The organism is Pseudomonas azerbaijanoccidentalis, from assembly GCF_019145495.1.
Classification (GTDB): Bacteria; Pseudomonadota; Gammaproteobacteria; order Pseudomonadales; family Pseudomonadaceae; genus Aquipseudomonas; species Aquipseudomonas azerbaijanoccidentalis.
Genome location: NZ_JAHSTU010000011.1, coordinates 166995 through 185697 on the forward strand (window position 1 = coordinate 166995; position 18703 = coordinate 185697).

The window sequence follows — 18703 nt, forward strand, 5'->3', positions numbered from 1 at the left end:
TACTTAAACAGCAAACAAAAAAAATGCCCCGACTGATCGGGGCATTTTTGTATCCGGCGATACCTCTAGGATTACAGCTCCTTGACGGTGCGAACCTGATCCTTGTTGATGCGGGTCTGCTTGCCATCCAGCTGTTCGAATTCGTAGAAGCCCGATTCGTCATCGTAGTTTGGCGTGTCGACGGCCTGGATTTCGCGACCGTCATTCAAGGTGATCACTGTAGGCGATGCGCAGCCGGCGAGGGTAGCGAGGCCCAGTGCGAGCATGAAAGTGGCGAGGGTCCGTTGAGTCATGGGTGTGTCTCCGAAAATGAATTCTTTTGGTTACTGAGCTTGAGACGTAAACAGCGCCTGCAAGTTCCTTGGGTAGTGTCAGTCTGACACAGTGTTGTGCGTGCTTAACAGTTCCGGCGTGTTCAGGTTGGCCAGACGCGGGTCATTGTCGGGGCACTGCAAGGCAATCGCGCCCAGCTTGCGCATCACTCGCCCCGGGCTGCGTTCACCCTCGTGCCAGGCAGTCTCAAAGTCCGCGCGAAGTGCCACAGGGATAACGCATAGCAACGGTTCCCAGTGCTCGTCATGCCACAACATCAAGGGTTTGTCTGGATGCCGGCTGGCGGTTTCGCGCATGTTGGCAAGCAGGGCAGCATCGATGCGTGGCACGTCACAAGGCAATACCAACAGATGCGTATGCCGCGCTGCTTTCAGGCCAGCACGAATCCCGGCCAGAGGCCCTGGAAAGTCACCTTCATCGTCATGCACCAACTGGTCGGCGTAGGCGGCGTACTTTTCCTGATTGCGATTGCAGGAAATGATCAGGTCATCGCTCAGGGGGCGGGTCTTGCGATGCAAATGCGCAATCAGCGGCTCGCCGTGCCACTCCAGTAACCCTTTATCCTGACCGCCCATCCGTTGGCCCCGCCCGCCTGCCAGGAGCAGAATGGAGCAGGGCGGCAAGTGTGAAATCGACGTCATGGCAGTTCTCCATGGGGGCGGCGAAAAAAGGGGGCGCTGTGATATAACACCGGGCTGATTCTCCTACAACTGGACGAGCCTATGAAAGCCAAGGCTGATGTACCTTTCGCACCGCTGAACATTGCGGTTTTGACGGTCAGCGACACCCGTACCCTGGAAACCGATACCTCAGGCCAAGTCTTCGTTGACCGTTTGACGGCGGCCGGCCATAACCTGGCTTCCCGTGTACTGCTCAAAGATGATCTCTACAAAATTCGTGCGCAAGTCGCCAACTGGATTGCCGACGATGTCGTGCAGGTCGTGCTGATTACGGGCGGCACAGGTTTTACCGGCCGCGACAGTACCCCGGAAGCGGTGAGTTGCCTGCTCGACAAACAAGTGGATGGTTTCGGCGAACTGTTCCGGCAGATTTCCGTCGCGGACATCGGCACCTCAACAGTCCAGTCCCGCGCCTTGGCTGGTCTGGCGAATGGCACGCTGGTCTGCTGCTTGCCAGGTTCGACCAACGCGGTGCGTACCGGTTGGGATGGCATTCTTGGCGAGCAGTTGGATTCTCGCCATCGCCCATGCAACTTCGTCACCCATTTGAAACAGGCTGCTGCTTGTGAATCCCGTGGGTAAGCCGGGCAAGACCGGCAGTCTGATGCCGGTCGAGACAGCACTGGCGCGTTTGCTGGAGATGGCCGACGCCACAAGCATTCCGGAGCGTGAGCGCTTGCCATTGGCTCAGGTTCAAGGGCGTGTGCTGGCGGATGATCTGCTGTCGACACTTGATCTCCCGCCGTGGCCCAACAGCGCCATGGACGGCTATGCCTTGCGCATGGCTGACTGGACCGGCGAGCCGCTGGTTGTCAGCCAGAAGATTTTTGCCGGTCAGGCCCCCGCCCCATTGCTGCCTGGGACCTGTGCACGGATCTTCACAGGGGCCCCCGTGCCTGCCGGGGCTGACTGTGTCGAAATGCAGGAAAATGCCCAAGTCCAGGCAGACGAGCGGGTCGCGTTTACCGAAGCCATGACCCTGGGGCAAAACATTCGACCCCAAGGGCAGGAAACGACGGTCGGAGAACTGATTTTGCCGGCGGGCACGCGCCTGGGACCCATCGAGCAAGGTTTGGCCGCGTCGTTGGGTTGCGCCGAACTGGATGTGGTTCGCAAGATTCGCGTTGCGGTTCTGTCCACTGGCGATGAATTGATTGAGCCGGGACAGGCGCTTGGCCCGGGGCAGATCTATAACAGCAACCGGGTATTGCTCTGCAGTTGGTTGCAGCGCTTGGGTTGCGAAGTGATCGACGCCGGTATTCTTCCTGACGATCTGGTCACCACGCGTGCGCGACTCGGCGAGCTGAAAAATGTCGATCTGATTCTCTCGACCGGCGGCGTATCGGTGGGTGAGGCTGATTTTCTGGGCATTGCCTTGCGGGAGGAAGGCGAGTTGAGTTTGTGGAAGCTCGCCATCAAACCGGGCAAGCCACTGACATTCGGGCATTTCCGTGGCGTTCCGGTCATCGGCCTGCCGGGTAACCCTGCGTCGACCCTGGTGACCTTTGCTTTGCTGGCCAGGCCGTATCTGTTGCGGCGTCTGGGCGTCAAGGATGTCGAGCCGCTGAAAGTGCAAGTGCAAGCTGGTTTTGATTGGCCAATCGCCGGCAGCCGACGCGAATACTTGCGCGGTCGTCTTGAGAGCGGCCGGGCGATTATCTACAAAAATCAGAGTTCTGGCGTGCTGCGCAGTGCCGCCTGGGCTGATGGACTGGTTGAGGTGATGGAAGGTCGCACGCTGGTTGCAGGCGATAGCGTCAGCTTCATTCCGTTGAGTGAAGTACTGGTTTGATTCCTACAGCGGCTACGTCTCGCAAGCCCGGTTAATCAAACCGGGTTTTGCGTTTTTGGCTGCCCGACTTAATGAGCCAGAAGCAGTGTAACGAGCTGATCGAAACGGCTGTTGGCGATCCAGCCCAGGAGCCCCAGCACCACGGCCGTACCACCAGCAGAATAGGCGAGCCTGTGTTTGATGGACTTGACGTCACTGCGCACTTCTTCCATGTCCTTACGAATGTATTTGAGGTGTGTCTCCATCTCAACGACGCGAGGTTCCATATCAACTTCTCCCTTGGTTTTTTTGCTGCTTGCGAAATCAGCCTGAAGATTGGCGCGTTTTTCAGCGAACGGTATGACCGGCATCACTGGCATTCTGATGTCATGGTTTTGCATGGCACGTCCTTGTGTGTCCTGCTGATGATTAAAATCCGTGGACACCAAAGTGGACCAATCACGGTTGTGGGTCAATTGAGCCGATTCCTCAGGTTTTGTAAGAAAAGTCCCGACGTGTAGGACTGCAAGGTCGGCAGTCAGAAAAAATTCAGCCGCAAGCGACTTTTAGGTGGGGTGGCGAGGTCAACATCTCTCGTACGCCATTCAATTCCGGGAGTGACACCATGAGCGAACGCAAGGCGCTGTTGATTCTGCATGGCAAGCAGGCGCTCAACGAGGACGTGCGCACTGCCGTTCAAAGCAAGCGTGAACAAGGCTGGGAGCTCGCTGTTCGGCTGACCTGGGAGGCAGGCGACGCACAGCGCCTGGTGGATGAGGCGCTGGCCGCAGGCTACCAGCAGATCGTGGCGGGCGGGGGTGACGGCACGTTGCGCGATATTGCCGAGGCCATGGCTGCGCATTCGACGCGGGCGAGCCTGGCGCTGATGCCGCTGGGCACCGCCAACGATTTTGCCCGCGCCGCCGGCGTTCCACTGGAGCCCGCTCAGGCCCTGGACCTTTTGGACGTCGCGCCGAGTGCCATTGATCTGGGAGAGGTCGGCGGGCAGGTGTTTCTGAACATGGCCACCGGGGGATTTGGCAGTCAGGTCACCGCCAATACGTCCGAGGATCTTAAAAAGGTGCTCGGTGGCGCGGCGTATCTGTTCACTGGCCTGTCACGGTTCAGCGAGCTTCACGCCGCCTATGGCGAATTGCAGGGTCCGGATTTTCACTGGAGCGGTGAGCTGTTGGCGCTGGGCATCGGCAATGGCCGGCAGGCGGGCGGTGGGCATGTGCTATGTCCGCAGGCCCTGGCGGATGATGGCTTGCTCGATATCAGCATCTTGCCGGCGCCCCAGGAAGTAGTGGAAACCTTGAAAAACTTGCTCGCCGATGGGTTCGGCATCGACAGCATGTTCGTGCGGGCCCGCCTTCCGTGGGTTGAGATCAAGGTGGCTGAAGGTTTGTACATCAACCTCGATGGCGAACCGCTGGAGGGTGACAGTCTGCGCTTCTCGGCGCGACCGGGGGCGCTGCGTGTGCATCTACCGAAAGATTCACCGCTGTTGAGCGCAAATGACGCGGTCAGTCGTCCAGACTGATGATCTGCTCGCGCACGGCAAACAGCACCAGGCCTGCCACATCATAAATCTGCAGGCGTTTCATGATCTGCGAGCGGTGGGTTTCGACGGTCTTGACGCTCAAGCCCAGGCCATTGGCAATTTCCCGGGTGGATTTTCCGCGAACGATCAACCGCAGGATTTCCAGCTGGCGGGCCGTCAGGTTATGCGAGTCCGCAGGCTCCGGGTTTTTCTGGGTTCGGGTCAGCGCCTGGTTGATCACGGTGTGAGCGATGGCCGGGCTGAGGTAGCGCTCATTGTTACGCAAGGCTTCCAGCGCGTGCTCCAGCTCGGTCGCAGTGGTGTCCTTGAGCAGATAGCCGTGGGCACCGGATTCCAGCGCCTGCATGATCAGCGCCGGGTCGGTGTGCATCGACAGGATCAGCACTTTGCTCTGCGGACGGATCCGTTTGAGTTGCTGCAAGGCTTCAAGGCCACCGGTCTGCTTCATGGAAATATCCAGCAGCACGATATCCGGGGACAGGTGCTCGACCATTTCGAGCAACTGTGAGCCGTCATTGGCCTCGCCAATGACGGCATAGCCAGGAAGGTCCAGCACCAGGGCGCGCACGCCAGCCCTGATCAGCGAGTGGTCATCCACCAGAAGTAAGTTACAAATCAATGCATAGCCTTATTCGTACTGGCCCGTTCCAGCGCGCGGGGCGCCCAGGGGAAGAGAGCTTCGATTTGGGTGCCTTTGCCCGGTTCGCTGGTAACGGTCAACGTTCCGCCTAATTGGGTGATCCGTTCCGACATGCCGGCCATTCCGCGTTGGCCCTCACGACCCGGATCAATGGCGGGTGCGAAACCCTGACCATCGTCACTGATCAACAGGCTCAGGCCCTGGGGCAATCGCTTGAGGCAGACCAGCAGGTTCTTGGCCTCGGCATGGCGCAGAATGTTGGTGGTTGCTTCCTGGGTAATCCGAAAGGCCGCGACGGCCATTTCTTCCGGAATACCGGTCAGGCGCTGGTGGCACTCCAGGCTCCAGTGCACCGGGGAGTTGGCCAGCGTCTTGAGCAAGTGCGCACGCAGACTGGCTTCAAGCCCCAGGCTGGTCAATTGCCGGGGATTAAGAATGGCCGATACGTCGCGCACTTTGGCGAGGGTCTCTTCCAGCGTGTCGCAAAGGACCGCACATTGTCCCTGAAGCTCTTCGGGCATGCGGCGCTTGAGCCAGTCACTTTGCAGTTTCGCAGCGGTGAGCAACTGACCGATGTCGTCATGCAGTTCACGGCTGAGTCGGTGACGCTCGTTTTCCTGGACTTGCAGCAAGCGGTCGGCCAGCTCCTGCGGTTGAAACTTGATCGACTTGCGGGACAGCCGATATTGCACCCAGACACAGCCTAGGGCCGCGACATCCAGAATCAACAGGCCCAGGGGCAGGTGAGTGGACAGGCCATAAATGAGCAGGCTGCCGAACGTCGAGCAGGCACACAGCAATAGCGTGAACCGGCGAGCGTTTTCTCGTGAGGGTGGCCACATGGTGATCGACTTGAGGCAGGCATACATAGCGGATGGAGCCAATGGAGGTTCGCTGCGGGCAGACCGGTCATCCTGGCTGACGGATCTCTGTTTTGTAGTGTTGTGCATCGGCTTCAACGGTGCTTACTTTCTGAATGAGAAATCCAGCCTGAAACTTGATCGCTGAAGTCGGCGACAATCACATTGCCATTTATTGACGTCAACTAATGGGCGGCATAATAGCACCTAACATACCGTTGGTCGCGCTCGTGATATATGTCCATGGAGTCAGGAAATACGCATGCTGGACGGTAGTTCCACAATGGAAAAAGTGTGGTCGCTTGCGTTGCGCAGATACCCTTGATCATCGGGTGTTTGCCCCGTTAACACCAGGTAAAACCCTGGTTCGGGCAGGCAGGAAAAATGTTGAAAGAAATAGCTGATTGTTCAAGTGTGTCGTTAATGGATATGTAATGTTCAATAACGACCTGAGCACGCTCAAGTTAATGCGCAACCATGACCGTCAATGATGGAGCGCGGCTCAACTCATCGAATTTAAGCCTGGCGCTCCATATAGGAAACGAGTGTGAACGGCCGGGAATTGACCGGAGGCTGGAACTGCTGTTGACCGACCTGGAAGGCGAAGGCTTCGATCAGGGTCGTCTGTTCGCTTTCGTCGAGGCTGAGCTGGCCGGTCTTCTGATCAATCAACTCCAACTGCCAGGCAATCAGCGTCAGGCAGTCTTTGAGTGCGCCCAGGGCTTCGTCGTGCAGGTCCATGTGATGTTGGGCATGGTTGAGCAGGCCATGGATGTGCAACGAGAACTCTGAAACGGCGGCCAGCGCCAGCGCATCCGCCTTGCTGGCGAGCTTGAGCAGGGTGCTGAGCATGCAGTCGATGGCGTCTTTGTCATTGCTGATCAGTTGCAGATGGCTCAGGCATTCCTCGGTTTTAGCCAGCAGTGTTTCGGCTTCAACGAGAAACTCCGGGACCCGCTTCGCCCACTCTGTGCGATTGTTCGGCATGCTTATCTCCACAACGTCATGTCAAATGAGGGGATGTCGTGTGTGTCGACGAGGACGATGGTCGTCTCGACGTTAGCGGTTCGTCGTGAGATCGCGTTCTGGCCGGCTGCAAGGCTGGCTGGATAAGCCGAAAGGGTAGATGGCCACTTACCTGCGATCGCACACAAAAGCCTGACTCCATTCATGCAATGAGAATGGCGTCACATTAATGGCTATTGGATATCGCGAATATCAGGTTGCACCTGATTGTTGCTAGGGGAATCCCTTACGCAGCGGAACCTAACGCGCAAACGATTGTCGCGGCGCAGGAAAGTAGCAGATGAAAAGACAGCGCCAGTAAAGCATGATGTTAATGTGACATCAATGTTTGAGCGCGGCATTTTGCAGAGGGTCAAGGTCCGGCAAAAACAGCCGATAACCCTCTATCAGTGAATTCACCAGAACAAGCCCAGGAGTGATTGATGGCCGGCATTCTCGATACAGTAGACCAACGTACGCAATTGGTGGGTGAGAATCGCCTGGAAATTCTGATGTTCCGGCTTGCCGGGCGGCAGTTGTTCGCCATCAACGTATTTAAAGTGCAGGAAGTCCTGCAACTGCCGAAGTTGACCTTGATGCCTCAGCGTCATCCGTTTGTGTGCGGTGTGGTCAACCTGCGCGGCCAGACCCTGCCAGTGATCGACCTGTCCCAGGCGATTGGCATGCGTCCGTTGGTGCCCGGTCCCGGCAGCACGATCATCGTCACGGAGTACAACCGCTCGGTGCAGGCATTCCTGGTGGGTGGCGTGGACCGCATCGTCAACATGAACTGGGAGGCGATCCTGCCACCACCGACCAGCGCCGGTCGCCAGCATTACCTGACGGCCATCAGCAAGGTCGACGATCAATTGGTTGAAATCATCGACGTGGAAAAAGTCCTGGCCGAAATCGTTCCGTACAACGCCAAGGTGTCCCGCGACAAACTCGAAGATCCGGTGCTGGAGCGCGCCCGGGGTCGTGAAGTGTTGCTGGTGGATGACTCCAATGTAGCGCTGGCGCAGTTGCGCGACACGCTGGGCCAGCTGGGCGTGAAAATGCACATCGCCAGCGACGGCTTGAAGGCGCTGAACATGCTCAAGGCCTGGGCCGATACGGGCGTGAACATGACCGACAAGTTGCTGATGGTCTTCACCGATGCGGAAATGCCGGAGATGGACGGCTATCGCCTGACCACTGAAATCCGCAACGACCCACGCTTGCGTGGCCTGTATGTGGTGCTGCACACCTCGCTGTCCGGCAGCTTCAACGACTCGATGGTCAAGAAGGTCGGCTGCGATAACTTCCTCTCCAAATTCCAGCCGGACAAACTCGTCGACGTGGTGCGCCAGCGCCTGATGCTCGACGCGGTACCCGCCTGAACATGACCCATTTGCAGGCGCTGGTTTGCCGGCGATAGCGATCCAGGGGACGCCATCGCCAGCAAGCTTGCTCCTGCAAGGATCACACCCTCATCTTCAGCTTTGATTCAGTGATCAAGCTCGTATAGGGTGACGCTTTTGCCCACAGGGAGCTGGTCATGCTGCGTTTGAGCGCGCTTTATCGTTATCCGTTGAAATCCGGCAAGGGCGAGATCCTGCAACAGATTGATCTCGACAAGCTGGGGCTGGACGGTGATCGACGCTGGATGCTGGTGGACGAGGCCAGTGGGCGTTTCCTGACCCAGCGCGCCGTGGCGCAGATGAGTCGGCTGTCGGCTTTGTGGAATGCCGAGGGCGGTTTGACGCTCAGTGCGCCGGGTCACGCATCGATCGATATCGCATTACCCGGCCACGATGCCGAGCTGCGCGGAGTGACCATCTGGCGCGACACCTTGCGTGTGCCCGATGCTGGTGACGCGGCAGGCGCCTGGGTCAGTGCGTTCATCGGCAAACCTACGCGTCTGGTGCAAGTACCACTGGACCGCGCGCGGACTACTCAATCGGGCTTCGGCAAGGACGATGATCAGGTTGCCTTCGCCGATGGCTTCCCGCTGTTGTTGATCGGCCAGGCTTCACTCGAAGATATTTCGCAGAAAGTCGGTCGGCCAATGGAAATGTTGCGCTTTCGACCCAACCTGGTGATCGATGGCAGTGAAGCGTATGCCGAGGATGGCTGGAAACGCATACGCATCGGCGATGTCGAGTTCCGCGTGGTCAAGTCGTGTTCACGCTGCATTTTGACCACGATCGACCCGCAAACCGGTGAACGTAGCCACGATCGCGAACCCTTTGCCAGCTTGCAGAAGTACCGCTCCACTGAGGACGGTGCGATGTTCGGCCAGAACCTGGTCAATGACAGCAACGGTCGGCTGGAAGTGGGGATGCCGGTAGAAATCCTCGAATAATTGCCCCGCACAATGAAAAATGCCCGTGTCCAAAAACACGGGCATTTTTTTGTGCTGTGAAAATCCGCGGGTTTAGCCGCGGTATTCGCACAGGTAAGCGGTGTCGACGGCCACTTTCAGCTGGAACTTGCTGTTGGCAGGCACGTTGAACTGGCTGCCGGCGGCGAAGGTTTCCCAGTCGGTGCTGTCGGGCAGCTTGACGGTCAGGGCGCCGGACACCACGTGCATGATTTCACGCTGGGCAGTGCCGAATTCGTATTCGCCCGGTGCCATGACGCCGATGGTCGCCGGACCTTCAGCGGTGCCAAAGGCGATCGACTTGACGGTGCCGTCGAAGTACTCGTTGACTTTAAACATGGGCGATTCCTCGGAAAGGGCTAAAAAGGGCCGGCCAGTATGCACAAGGCCTTTGTTGGCGTCACCTGTCTAAAGCGGCAGAACCAGTGGTAACAGTCGTGCGGTATTGCGCGCATCTTCCAACGCCCGGTGCTGCTGGCCGTTGAACTGCAAACCGGCCAGTTGCAAGGCGCCATTAAGCCCCAGCGGGCGCTCCAGGCGCCGGGCCTTGGCAAAGCGTTGCTTGAGATTCATGTGCTGAACCCGGCTCAGCACGCTGTCGAGTTGCAGGCGCTGCCATTCCTGGAGCAGTTGCTTGCGATCGTAATCGCCCCAACTGGCCCAGCCTTCAAGGCGGCTGTGATGTTGACCCAACCAGCGTTCGAACAATGGCCAAACATCGCCAAGGGGTTGCGCGGCATCGATGTTGGCCTGGGTGATGTGCGTCAGTTCCCGGCAAAACGGTGTCAGCAACGGCCGCCGCAAGGGACGGACGAACCGCTGGAAGTGGTCCAGTTCCCGGCCCTTGCGATCCACCAGGGTGGCACCGATTTCGATGATTTCCATCTCTGTTATTGGCCAACCACCTTCGTCGGTGGTGGCTTCCAGATCAATGACCAGCCAATGAGGCATCGCAGGGTTCCTGGTATCCGCGTCCTGATAGGTTTTGAGCGTAGCCAAACCCGACGGATCCGCCTAGCGGCTTATTCGACCTCCAGCAGAATCTGACGGTTTTTCACCTGATCACCGACCCGCACCTGCAAGCGTTTGAGCACGCCGTCGATGCCTGATTTCAGCGGATGCTCCATTTTCATGGCCTCCAGCACCACCAGTAACTGACCTTTGCTCACGGAGCTGCCTTCGCTGACCAGCACGTCAACAATTGCGCCATCCATCGGCGCCTTGAGGGTGCCGGTGCTGACGTTGGCCTGGCTGCTGACCAACGCCTGGGTTCGGTCTTCAAGCGTCAGGCTGCCCGGGCGAGTGAACAGGCACAGTTGCCCGCGTTCCTGTCGGTAGGCATGGCGCTGGCGGATGCCGTCGATTTCCAGGGTGGCCCAGTGTCCATCGCTGTGGATAACCTTCAACTCAAGGCTGCGGTCGCCGACATCAATCCGGTACGCCTCAGCCGGCACCGCGTTCAGGACCACCGACCATTCCTGATCGTCCAGTCCGAGGCGATAGTGCAGCGGCACACTGGCGTTGTTACGCCACCCGGCCAAGGGGGCAGGGTGCACCTGAGCCGAGGCCTGATAAAGCAGGGCGGTTGCGATCGCCAATTGCTCGGCGCTGGGTGCATGCGCACGCAGGCACGGATGCTCGGCAAAATGTTCTGTGATGAATCCGGTGCTGAATTCACCGCGAATGAAGGCCGGGTGTTGCAACAGGCTGGCGAGTAAGCGCTGATTGCTTTGCACGCCCAGCAGGACGCTGTCCTGCACCGCCCGCAGCAACTTGCGCCGGGCTTCTTCGCGAGTCGCGCCATGCGCGATGATCTTGCCCAGCATCGGGTCATAGAAGGGGCTGATGTGTTGACCTTCGATCAAGCCGTGGTCGATCCGCACCCCGTCCTGCGAAGCGGGTTCCCACCCGGCGATTCTGCCGGTTTGCGGCAGGAAGCCTTGCGCGGGATCTTCCGCATACAAACGCACCTCCAGCGCATGACCGGTGAGCTGCACTTGCTCCTGACGCAAGGGCAACGTCTGGCCATCCGCGATGTTCAGTTGCCAGGCCACCAGGTCGAGGCCGGTGATCAGTTCCGTCACCGGGTGCTCCACTTGCAGGCGAGTATTCATTTCCAGAAAGTAAAACTGCCCGCGTGCATCGAGCAGGAATTCCACGGTGCCGGCGCCAACGTAATTCACCGCCCGCCCGGCCTTGAGTGCCGCTTCACCCATGGCCTGGCGCAACTCGTTGGTCATCACCGGGCAAGGGGCCTCTTCGATGACTTTCTGGTGACGACGCTGAATCGAACAGTCTCGCTCACCGAGGTAGATCAGGTTGCCGTGCTGGTCGCCGAACAACTGCACTTCGACATGCCGTGGCTCGATCAACGCCTGTTCCAGAATCAGTTCGTCGCAGCCGAACCCGTTCAACGCTTCCGAGCGCGCGGTGCGGATCTGCTCAAGTAAATTCTCGGCGTCATGCACCAGGCGCATGCCGCGCCCACCGCCACCGGCACTGGCCTTGATCATCAATGGATAGCCGATGCGTTCGGCTTCGCGGCTCAGGGTCGCGTCATCCTGTTCGGCGCCCTGATAGCCCTTGATGCAGGGCACACCCGCGTCGATCATGGCGACTTTCGACAGGCGTTTGCTGCCCATCAATTCGATGGCTTCGGGGCTGGGGCCGATGAAGGTGATGCCCGCTTGCTGGCAGGCGAGGGCGAAGCCGGCGTTTTCCGAGAGGAAACCGTAACCGGGATGGATCGCATCGGCGCCGGTGCGCCGGGCGGCATCGACGATTGCCGGAATGTTCAGGTATGACTGTTGCACCGGGGCCGGGCCGATGTTGACGGCTTCGTCGGCCATTTGCACGTGCAGGGCATCGGCATCGGCGTCGCTGTACACGGCGACGGTGCGGTAGCCCAACGCCTGGGCGGTGCGCTGGATGCGGCAGGCGATTTCACCGCGGTTAGCGATGAGGATTTTGTGGAATCCGGGCATGTTCTGTTCCCTGCGTTATTGCGGTGAATTTGATGGCCTCATCGCTGGCAAGCCAGCTCCCACAGGTTTATCGCAATCCCTGTGGGAGCTGGCTTGCCAGCGATGCTTTTAAGAGGCCCACCCCGGTTTACGCTTCTGCACAAAGGCCATCGTCCCCTCGACCCCTTCAGCGCCAGTCACCGCTTCGCTGAACCATTGCGCCGCTTGATCAAGCAACTCATCCGAAGGTTGCCCGGCACTGGCCAGCAGCAGTTTTTTGGTCGCCGCATTGGCTTCCGGTGCGCAGCAAAGTACATGGTCCAACACTTCATCGAGACGCTCGGCCAGCGCTTGCGGATCGTGTTCGACAAAATGCACCAGCCCCATGCGCCGCGCCTGTGTGCCGTCGAAGCGCGCCGCTGTCAGTGCCAGTCGCCGGGTCTGGGTCAGGCCGATGCGCTGCACCACGAACGGTGCGATCTGCGCCGGCAGCAGGCCAAGGCTGGTTTCCGGCAGACCGAATTGCGCCGAGTGATCGGCCATGGCGATGTCACTGACACAGGCCAGGCCCAAGCCACCGCCGAGCACGGCCCCTTGCAGCACCGTGATCACTACTTGCGGCGCGTGTTGCACCTCTTGCAGCAATGCACCGAACACCCGGTTCAAATCACGGTGTGCGCTCGAACCCTGAGCGCGGGCGTTGGCCATGTCCTTGATGTCGCCGCCCGCGCAGAAATGCCCGCCGGCACCGCCGATCACCAGCGCCCGAATGGCACGATCATGGTGAATCGCCGCCAGCACCGCGCGCAGTTCGGCGACCATCTGCAAGCTCATCGCGTTGCGGCTTTGCGGGCGATTGAGGGTGATGTGCAGCACGCCGTTGTGCAGTTCCAGCAGCAACGTCTCGCAAACCGGCAGCGTGCTCATTTCTTTTTCCCCGGCAAAATGCCCATCAGTTTGCAGATGATCCCCAGCATGATTTCGTCGGCCCCACCGCCAATCGATACCAGCCGCACATCGCGATAAGCGCGGGCTACCGGGTTGTCCCACATGAAGCCCATGCCGCCCCAATATTGCAGGCAACTGTCGCTGACTTCGCGGCCCAATCGACCGGCCTTGAGCTTGGCCATGGACGCCAGGCGCGTGACGTCCTGGCCTTTGATGTATTGCTCGGTGGCCTGATACACCAGCGCCCGGAGGCATTCGATTTCGGTTTGCAGTTCGGCCAGCCGAAAGTGAATGACCTGGTTGTCGATCAACGCGTTGCCGAACGTTTTGCGTTCCTTGCAGTATTCGATGGTGCTGTCGACGCAGTACTCCAGGCCTTTGATCATGTTCGCCGCACCGAACAGGCGTTCCTCCTGGAACTGCAGCATCTGCATCATGAACCCCGCGCCTTCATGGCCGATGCGGTTGCGTTGCGGTACGCGCACGTTGTCGAAGAACACCTGGGCGGTTTCCGAACTGCGCATGCCGAGCTTGTCCAGGTGCGAGCTGAGGCTGATGCCCGGCGTGTTCATCGGCACCATGATCAGCGACTTGTTGATGTGCGGTTTATCGTCCGAGGTGTTGGCCAGCAGGCAGATAAAATCAGCACTCGGCGAGTTGGTGATCCACATCTTGCTGCCGTTGATCACGTAGTCGTCGCCGTCCTTGCGCGCCGTGGTTTTCAACCCGGCCACATCGGAACCGGCGCCAACTTCAGAGACGCCAATGCAGCCGACCTGCTCGCCGCTGATGGCCGGGCGCAGGAACTCGTCACGCAGTTCATCGGAGCCGAAACGGGCGAGGGCCGGGGTGCACATGTCAGTCTGCACACCGATGGACATCGGAATGCCGCCGCAATGAATGGTGCCGAACTCTTCGGCAGCGACAATCGAATAGCTGTAGTCGAGGCCCATGCCGCCGAATTTTTCCGGCTTGGAAATGCCCAGCAGACCGAGGTCGCCGGCCTTGCGGAAAATCTCGTGGATCGGAAAGCGCCCGGCCTTTTCCCATTCCTCGACGTGAGGATTGATCTCGTGTTCGACGAATTGGCGGACGGTGCGGCGCAGGGCTTCGTGTTCCTGGGTGAAGATCATTTTTATTGTTCTCCTCTGATCGCCCTTAGAAGCGGGCTACACCAAAACTGTTGGTTTGCAGCGGCCGGACTTCAGCCTCATGGCAGATGTCCAGCAAGTAACCGAGCAAGGTCCGGGTATCGCGCGGGTCGATCAAACCGTCGTCCCACAGGTTGGCACTGCCGTAGAGCGCCGTGGACTGGCTGTCGAGTTTCTGCGCGGTGACCTGTTCGAGCATGTCGAGCATTTTCGGGTCGGGCACCAGGCCATCCTTGGCCTGTTTGGCCTCGGTGACGATGCGCAGCACTTTGCCTGCCTGTGCGCCGCCCATCACCGCGGTGCGGCTGTTGGGCCAGGCGAAAATGAAACGCGGGTCGAGGCCGCGCCCGCACATCGCGTAGTTGCCGGCGCCGTAGGAACCACCAACGACGATAGTCAGTTTCGGCACCCGGGCATTGGCCACGGCCTGAATCATTTTGGCGCCGTGTTTGATCACGCCTTGTTGCTCCGATTCGGTGCCGACCATGAAACCTGTGGTGTTGTGGAAAAACAGCAGCGGCGTCTGGCTCTGGTCGCAGAGCTGGATGAACTGCGCGGCCTTGCTCGCACCCTTGGGCGTGATCGGGCCGTTGTTGCCGATGAAACCGCAGGCGCGGCCCTGGATTTTCAGTTGGCCGCAAAGGGTCTGCTGATCGAACTCGGCTTTGAATTCAAGGAAATTCGAGCCGTCGGCGATGCGGGCGATGATTTCGCGCACGTCGTAGGGTTTTTTCGGGTCGTCCGGGATCAGCCCCAGCAATTCGTCGATGGGGTAGAGCGGCTCTGCCCAGCGCAGTTCGGGCCGGCATTGCAGTTGTTCGTTCCAGGGCAGCATGCCGACGATTTCGCGCACCTGACGCACTCCGTCGGCATCGTTTTCCGCCAGGTATTCGGCGGTGCCGGCCGTTTGCGCGTGCATCTCGGCGCCACCCAGTTCTTCGTCGGTCGCGACTTCACCGGTCGCGGCTTTGAGCAGCGGTGGCCCGGCGAGAAACAGTTTGGCCTTGCCGCGCACCACCACCACGTAGTCCGACAGCCCTGGCTGATAGGCACCGCCCGCCGTGGCTGAGCCATGTACCACGGTGATTTGCGGCAGGCCCATGGCCGACATCCGCGCCTGATTGGCGAAGCTGCGCGCACCTTCGACGAAAATCTCCGCCGCGTAGTTGAGGTTGGCGCCGCCGCTTTCGGCCAGGGTGATCACCGGCAATTTGTTTTCCATGGCGATCTGTTGCAGGCGCAGGGATTTTTTCAAGCCGCTGGGGGAAATGGTCCCGCCCTTGATCGCGCTGTTGTTGGCCACCACCAGCACCCGCACGCCGGACACGTAGCCGATGCCGGCAATCAAGCCGCCACCCGCGGAACTGCCGTCCTTGTCATCGTGCAGCTTGTAGCCGGCCAGGCTCGCCAGCTCAAGAAACGGCGCGCCGGGGTCCAGCAGCAGATTGAGTCGCTCACGGGGCAGCAATTGTCCGCGCTTGTCGAATTTCGGTTTGGCTTCTGCGGCCTTGTTCAGCAGGTTTTGTTCGAGCGTGCGGACCTGCTCGATGGCGCTCAGCATCGCCGCATGGTTCTGGGCGAACTGCTCGCTGTGGGGGTCGAGTTGCGACTGAATCACCGGCATGGGTTATTCCTTATCCTTGAGGACATCAGGAATGTAGGCGCGGTGAAAGCCGTTATACGACTCACTGTTCGTAGCCTTGTGAATCGGCCATGCCCGACCGCCAAGGCTGGCGGCGCCGTCGATGCGCAAGGTGCTGCCGCTGACGAACGCCGCAGCCGGGCTGAGCAAAAAAACGATCGCCGCGCTGACTTCCGATTCGGTGCCGATACGCTTGAGCGGCACGTGTTCGCGCAAGGTCGGAATCACCGCTTTGAACGCGCCTTCGTAGGTGTCCATGCCGCTGGAGGCAATCCAGCCCGGCGCCACCGCGTTGACCCGCACCCCGGCATAACCCCATTCGAACGCCGCCGTCTTGGTCAGGTTGTCCATGCCCGAACGCGCCGCCCCCGAGTGGCCCATGCCCGGCATGCCGCCCCACATGTCGGCGAGCATGTTGACGATGGCGCCGCCGTGTTTGCTCATGGATTGGTTGAACACTTCCCGGGCCATCAGGAAACCGCCCACCAGGTTGGTGCGCATCACGGTTTCGAATCCTTTCTGATTGATCGAGGCCAGCGGCGACGGGTACTGGCCGCCGGCATTGTTGACCAGACCGTGAATCGGGCCGTGTTTGCGGATCAGTTCGCTGACCAGATGCGTTACCGCTTCTTCGTCGCGAATGTCGCAGGTGCTCCAGTCGGCTTTGCCGCCGTCATCGATAATCTCGCTGGCAACTGCTTTGAGCTTGTCGGCCTTGCGCCCGACCAGAATCACATGGGCACCGAGGGCCGCCAGCTCATGTGCGGTGCAGCGCCCGATGCCACTGCCGCCACCGGTAACGATGATGGTCTGGCCGGCAAACAGATCAGTTCTGAAGATCGAATCGTAGGCCATGACGGCATTCCTCTAGTTGACCTGGTCTTTGATGCGCTGCGGCACCGGAATCTGGATTTCCAGCAGCTGCTGGGCGAACGCCTTGCCTTGCGGATCGATCCGCAAGCTGGCGACACCGCCCCCGCCGAGGGCGTTTTCCAGCAAAAAATTCAGGCTGTGGCTGGCGGGCAAATACCAACGCTCGACGCGACCGTGCACCGGGTCGAGGACATGGCTCATCCAGTCAACCATCACTTCCGGCGTCAACGCCTCAGCGATCCACGGCAGGTACTCGGGATCGCGGGCCATGATGCCAATGTTGCTGTGATTACCCTTATCGCCCGAGCGCGCCACCGCCAGTTTGACCAGCGCAACACTGGCGTCCGCCAGCCCCGTGGGCTTCGGTGGCGCAATGGGTGCGGGCAACGCCGCGCTGTCGAGCACATCCAGGGCGGGCAGGGCGCACGGGTGGCGCTGGCCCATGAGATCAATCTCCAGCGAGCAGGCGGTTTTGTCGATCAGGAACGAGAACAGCCGGATCAGCGGATAGACCGTGGGTCGACCGCCAACAATTCCGGTCAGCCCCGGTGCCATGCCGGTGGCGGCTTGGGCGATTTCCCGGGAGAACACGATCAACGCCTGTTTGTTCGGGTGGCGCACCGCGAGCTTGATCACCACTTCACGGGTGTCGTGGCGTTGACCGTGGGGACCGTAGGTGGCCTCGCTGCCGAGCAGTTCGATGTTCACGTCACTGTAGGGGGGCCAGCCGCGCTGAGTAAAAATTTCCGAGGTCTTGTTGATGATCGCTGCACTGACTCGCCGGGCCTTGTCCACCGCATCGATACCGGCGATCAGGCAGCTGGCGGTGCAGCGAAAGCCGTCCGGGTAGGTCGCGCTGACCTTGTACTGATCGGTCGGCGGCAACCCTTTTGCGCCATGCACCTGGACTGCGTTTTTGCCCCGCTGATGCAGTTTGACCTGAGTGAAATCGCACACCACATCGGGCAGCAGATACGCCCGCGGATCGCCGATTTCATACAGCATCTGTTCACCCACCGTCAGGGGCGTGATCAGGCCGCCGGAGCCATCGGGTTTGCTGACGATGAACTGGCCGTCGGCGCTGACTTCGACGATGGGAAAACCGATGTGTTCGTAGTCGGGCACGTCGCGCCAGTCGGTGAAATTGCCACCCGTGCATTGGGCGCCGCACTCGATGATGTGCCCGGCCAGCGCCGCTTGGGCCAATTTATCGTAGTCGTGCCACGACCAGCCGAACTCATGCACCAGCGCGGCGCTGACCACCGCGCTGTCGACCACGCGCCCGGTGATCACGATGTCCGCCCCTAGCCGCAAGGCCTCGACGATGCCAGGCGCGCCGAGGTAGGCGTTGGTCGAAACGCACATCGGTGGCAACGGTGTGCCGCTGAACATTTCATGAATGCCCAGGGTGCTCAATGATTTGAATTGCGGTTGCAGGTCATCGCCCAGCAGTACGGCGATCTTCAAGGAAAGGCCGGCCTTGTCGCAGGCCGCTTGCAGGGCGGCGGCACAGGCTTGCGGGTTGACCCCGCCAGCATTGCTGATGACGCGGATTTTTTGTTCGGCGAGTTGCGTGAGCAGGGGGCTGAGGACTTCGATGAAGTCGCTGGCATAGCCGGCCTGGGGATCCTTCATCCGTGCGCCGGCCATGATCGACAGGGTAATTTCGGCCAGATAGTCGAAAACCAGATAGTCCAGACGCCCGCCTTCCACCAGTTGCGCGGCGGCGGTCGAGGTGTCACCCCAGAAGGCGCTGGCGCACCCAATGCGAATTGTTCCTGGCGCAGTCAATTCCATAACCACCTCCCACAGAGTGAATCGAGACTACCAAGCAAGCGCTTGGTTTGTAAATGGCGGAAAATATCTTCTGCCCGAGCGCTTGCTTGGTTGTGGCCGTCAGCTTAAATTGCC

The 18703-nt window shown here is 59.8% G+C and carries 19 protein-coding genes; 5 read left to right on the forward strand and 14 right to left on the reverse strand.

Features of this window, described 5'->3' with window-relative positions:
* Window positions 1-71: 71 nt before the first annotated feature.
* The gene (locus tag KVG88_RS28155) at window positions 72-293 is read right to left on the reverse strand and encodes a YgdI/YgdR family lipoprotein (protein ID WP_046816110.1); all 222 of its coding nucleotides are present in this window, start codon (window positions 291-293) and stop codon (window positions 72-74) included.
* A 78-nt stretch (window positions 294-371) separates the two neighbouring features.
* Window positions 372-974, reverse strand: coding sequence for a molybdenum cofactor guanylyltransferase MobA (gene mobA / locus KVG88_RS28160; protein ID WP_217873332.1), 603 nt, complete (start codon window positions 972-974; stop codon window positions 372-374).
* Between the two features lie 81 nt (window positions 975-1055).
* Here mobA and moaB point away from each other — a divergent pair, with 81 nt between their 5' ends.
* The gene (moaB, locus tag KVG88_RS28165; RefSeq protein WP_217873333.1) at window positions 1056-1595 is read left to right on the forward strand and encodes a molybdenum cofactor biosynthesis protein B; all 540 of its coding nucleotides are present in this window, start codon (window positions 1056-1058) and stop codon (window positions 1593-1595) included.
* Window positions 1579-2805, forward strand: coding sequence for a molybdopterin molybdotransferase MoeA (locus KVG88_RS28170; protein WP_217873334.1), 1227 nt, complete (start codon window positions 1579-1581; stop codon window positions 2803-2805). The genes moaB and KVG88_RS28170 overlap by 17 nt, the downstream gene beginning before the upstream one ends.
* A gap of 68 nt (window positions 2806-2873) precedes the next feature.
* Here the strand turns inward: KVG88_RS28170 and KVG88_RS28175 are convergent, their stop codons facing one another.
* Window positions 2874-3185, reverse strand: a complete 312-nt coding sequence (locus tag KVG88_RS28175; RefSeq protein ID WP_150703806.1) for a hypothetical protein — start codon at window positions 3183-3185, stop codon at window positions 2874-2876.
* 224 nt (window positions 3186-3409) lie between these two features.
* Here KVG88_RS28175 and yegS point away from each other — a divergent pair, with 224 nt between their 5' ends.
* Window positions 3410-4327 (forward strand): lipid kinase YegS, encoded by a 918-nt coding sequence (gene yegS / locus KVG88_RS28180; protein ID WP_150703761.1) that lies wholly within the window; start codon window positions 3410-3412, stop codon window positions 4325-4327.
* Here the strand turns inward: yegS and KVG88_RS28185 are convergent.
* The 3 genes from KVG88_RS28185 to KVG88_RS28195 all read right to left on the reverse strand — a co-directional run bounded on the left by KVG88_RS28185 (window position 4311) and on the right by KVG88_RS28195 (window position 6835).
* Complete coding sequence (locus tag KVG88_RS28185) at window positions 4311-4967, reverse strand: response regulator (RefSeq protein ID WP_150703760.1); 657 nt, start codon at window positions 4965-4967, stop codon at window positions 4311-4313. The two genes, yegS and KVG88_RS28185, sit on opposite strands and share 17 nt — an antisense overlap.
* Window positions 4964-5857 carry a sensor histidine kinase gene (locus KVG88_RS28190; RefSeq protein WP_217873370.1) on the reverse strand — a complete coding sequence of 298 codons (894 nt, stop codon included), beginning with the start codon at window positions 5855-5857 and terminating at the stop codon, window positions 4964-4966. Before KVG88_RS28190 ends, KVG88_RS28185 begins: the two co-directional genes overlap by 4 nt.
* A 507-nt stretch (window positions 5858-6364) precedes the next feature.
* Window positions 6365-6835, reverse strand: coding sequence for a hypothetical protein (locus tag KVG88_RS28195; protein ID WP_150703759.1), 471 nt, complete (start codon window positions 6833-6835; stop codon window positions 6365-6367).
* A gap of 461 nt (window positions 6836-7296) precedes the next feature.
* On the opposite strand from KVG88_RS28195, the gene KVG88_RS28200 reads away from it, so the two are divergent.
* Both KVG88_RS28200 and KVG88_RS28205 read left to right on the forward strand, forming a co-directional pair.
* On the forward strand, window positions 7297-8232 hold the full coding sequence (locus KVG88_RS28200; RefSeq protein WP_150703758.1) for a chemotaxis protein CheV: 936 nt from the start codon (window positions 7297-7299) through the stop codon (window positions 8230-8232).
* Window positions 8233-8390: 158 nt separating this feature from the next.
* Window positions 8391-9197 carry an MOSC domain-containing protein gene (locus KVG88_RS28205; protein WP_217873335.1) on the forward strand — a complete coding sequence of 269 codons (807 nt, stop codon included), beginning with the start codon at window positions 8391-8393 and terminating at the stop codon, window positions 9195-9197.
* 72 nt (window positions 9198-9269) lie between these two features.
* Here the strand turns inward: KVG88_RS28205 and ppnP are convergent, their stop codons facing one another.
* From ppnP to KVG88_RS28245, 8 genes are all read right to left on the reverse strand, one after another.
* Window positions 9270-9554 (reverse strand): pyrimidine/purine nucleoside phosphorylase, encoded by a 285-nt coding sequence (gene ppnP / locus KVG88_RS28210; protein ID WP_003183665.1) that lies wholly within the window; start codon window positions 9552-9554, stop codon window positions 9270-9272.
* A 69-nt stretch (window positions 9555-9623) separates the two neighbouring features.
* Window positions 9624-10166 carry a 3'-5' exonuclease gene (locus tag KVG88_RS28215; RefSeq protein WP_217873336.1) on the reverse strand — a complete coding sequence of 181 codons (543 nt, stop codon included), beginning with the start codon at window positions 10164-10166 and terminating at the stop codon, window positions 9624-9626.
* 71 nt (window positions 10167-10237) lie between these two features.
* A complete protein-coding gene (locus KVG88_RS28220) occupies window positions 10238-12199 on the reverse strand; it encodes an acetyl/propionyl/methylcrotonyl-CoA carboxylase subunit alpha (RefSeq protein ID WP_217873337.1) in 1962 nt (653 codons plus the stop codon).
* A 108-nt stretch (window positions 12200-12307) separates the two neighbouring features.
* A complete protein-coding gene (locus tag KVG88_RS28225) occupies window positions 12308-13105 on the reverse strand; it encodes an enoyl-CoA hydratase/isomerase family protein (protein ID WP_150703754.1) in 798 nt (265 codons plus the stop codon).
* Window positions 13102-14259 (reverse strand): citronellyl-CoA dehydrogenase, encoded by a 1158-nt coding sequence (atuD, locus tag KVG88_RS28230; protein ID WP_217873338.1) that lies wholly within the window; start codon window positions 14257-14259, stop codon window positions 13102-13104. The genes KVG88_RS28225 and atuD overlap by 4 nt, the downstream gene beginning before the upstream one ends.
* A 25-nt stretch (window positions 14260-14284) precedes the next feature.
* Entirely contained in the window at window positions 14285-15901 is a 1617-nt protein-coding gene (gene atuC / locus KVG88_RS28235; RefSeq protein WP_217873339.1) for a geranyl-CoA carboxylase subunit beta, read from the reverse strand.
* Between the two features lie 3 nt (window positions 15902-15904).
* Complete coding sequence (locus tag KVG88_RS28240; protein WP_217873340.1) at window positions 15905-16774, reverse strand: SDR family oxidoreductase; 870 nt, start codon at window positions 16772-16774, stop codon at window positions 15905-15907.
* A 12-nt stretch (window positions 16775-16786) separates the two neighbouring features.
* Complete coding sequence (locus KVG88_RS28245) at window positions 16787-18589, reverse strand: acyclic terpene utilization AtuA family protein (RefSeq protein ID WP_217873341.1); 1803 nt, start codon at window positions 18587-18589, stop codon at window positions 16787-16789.
* Window positions 18590-18703 lie beyond the last annotated feature (114 nt).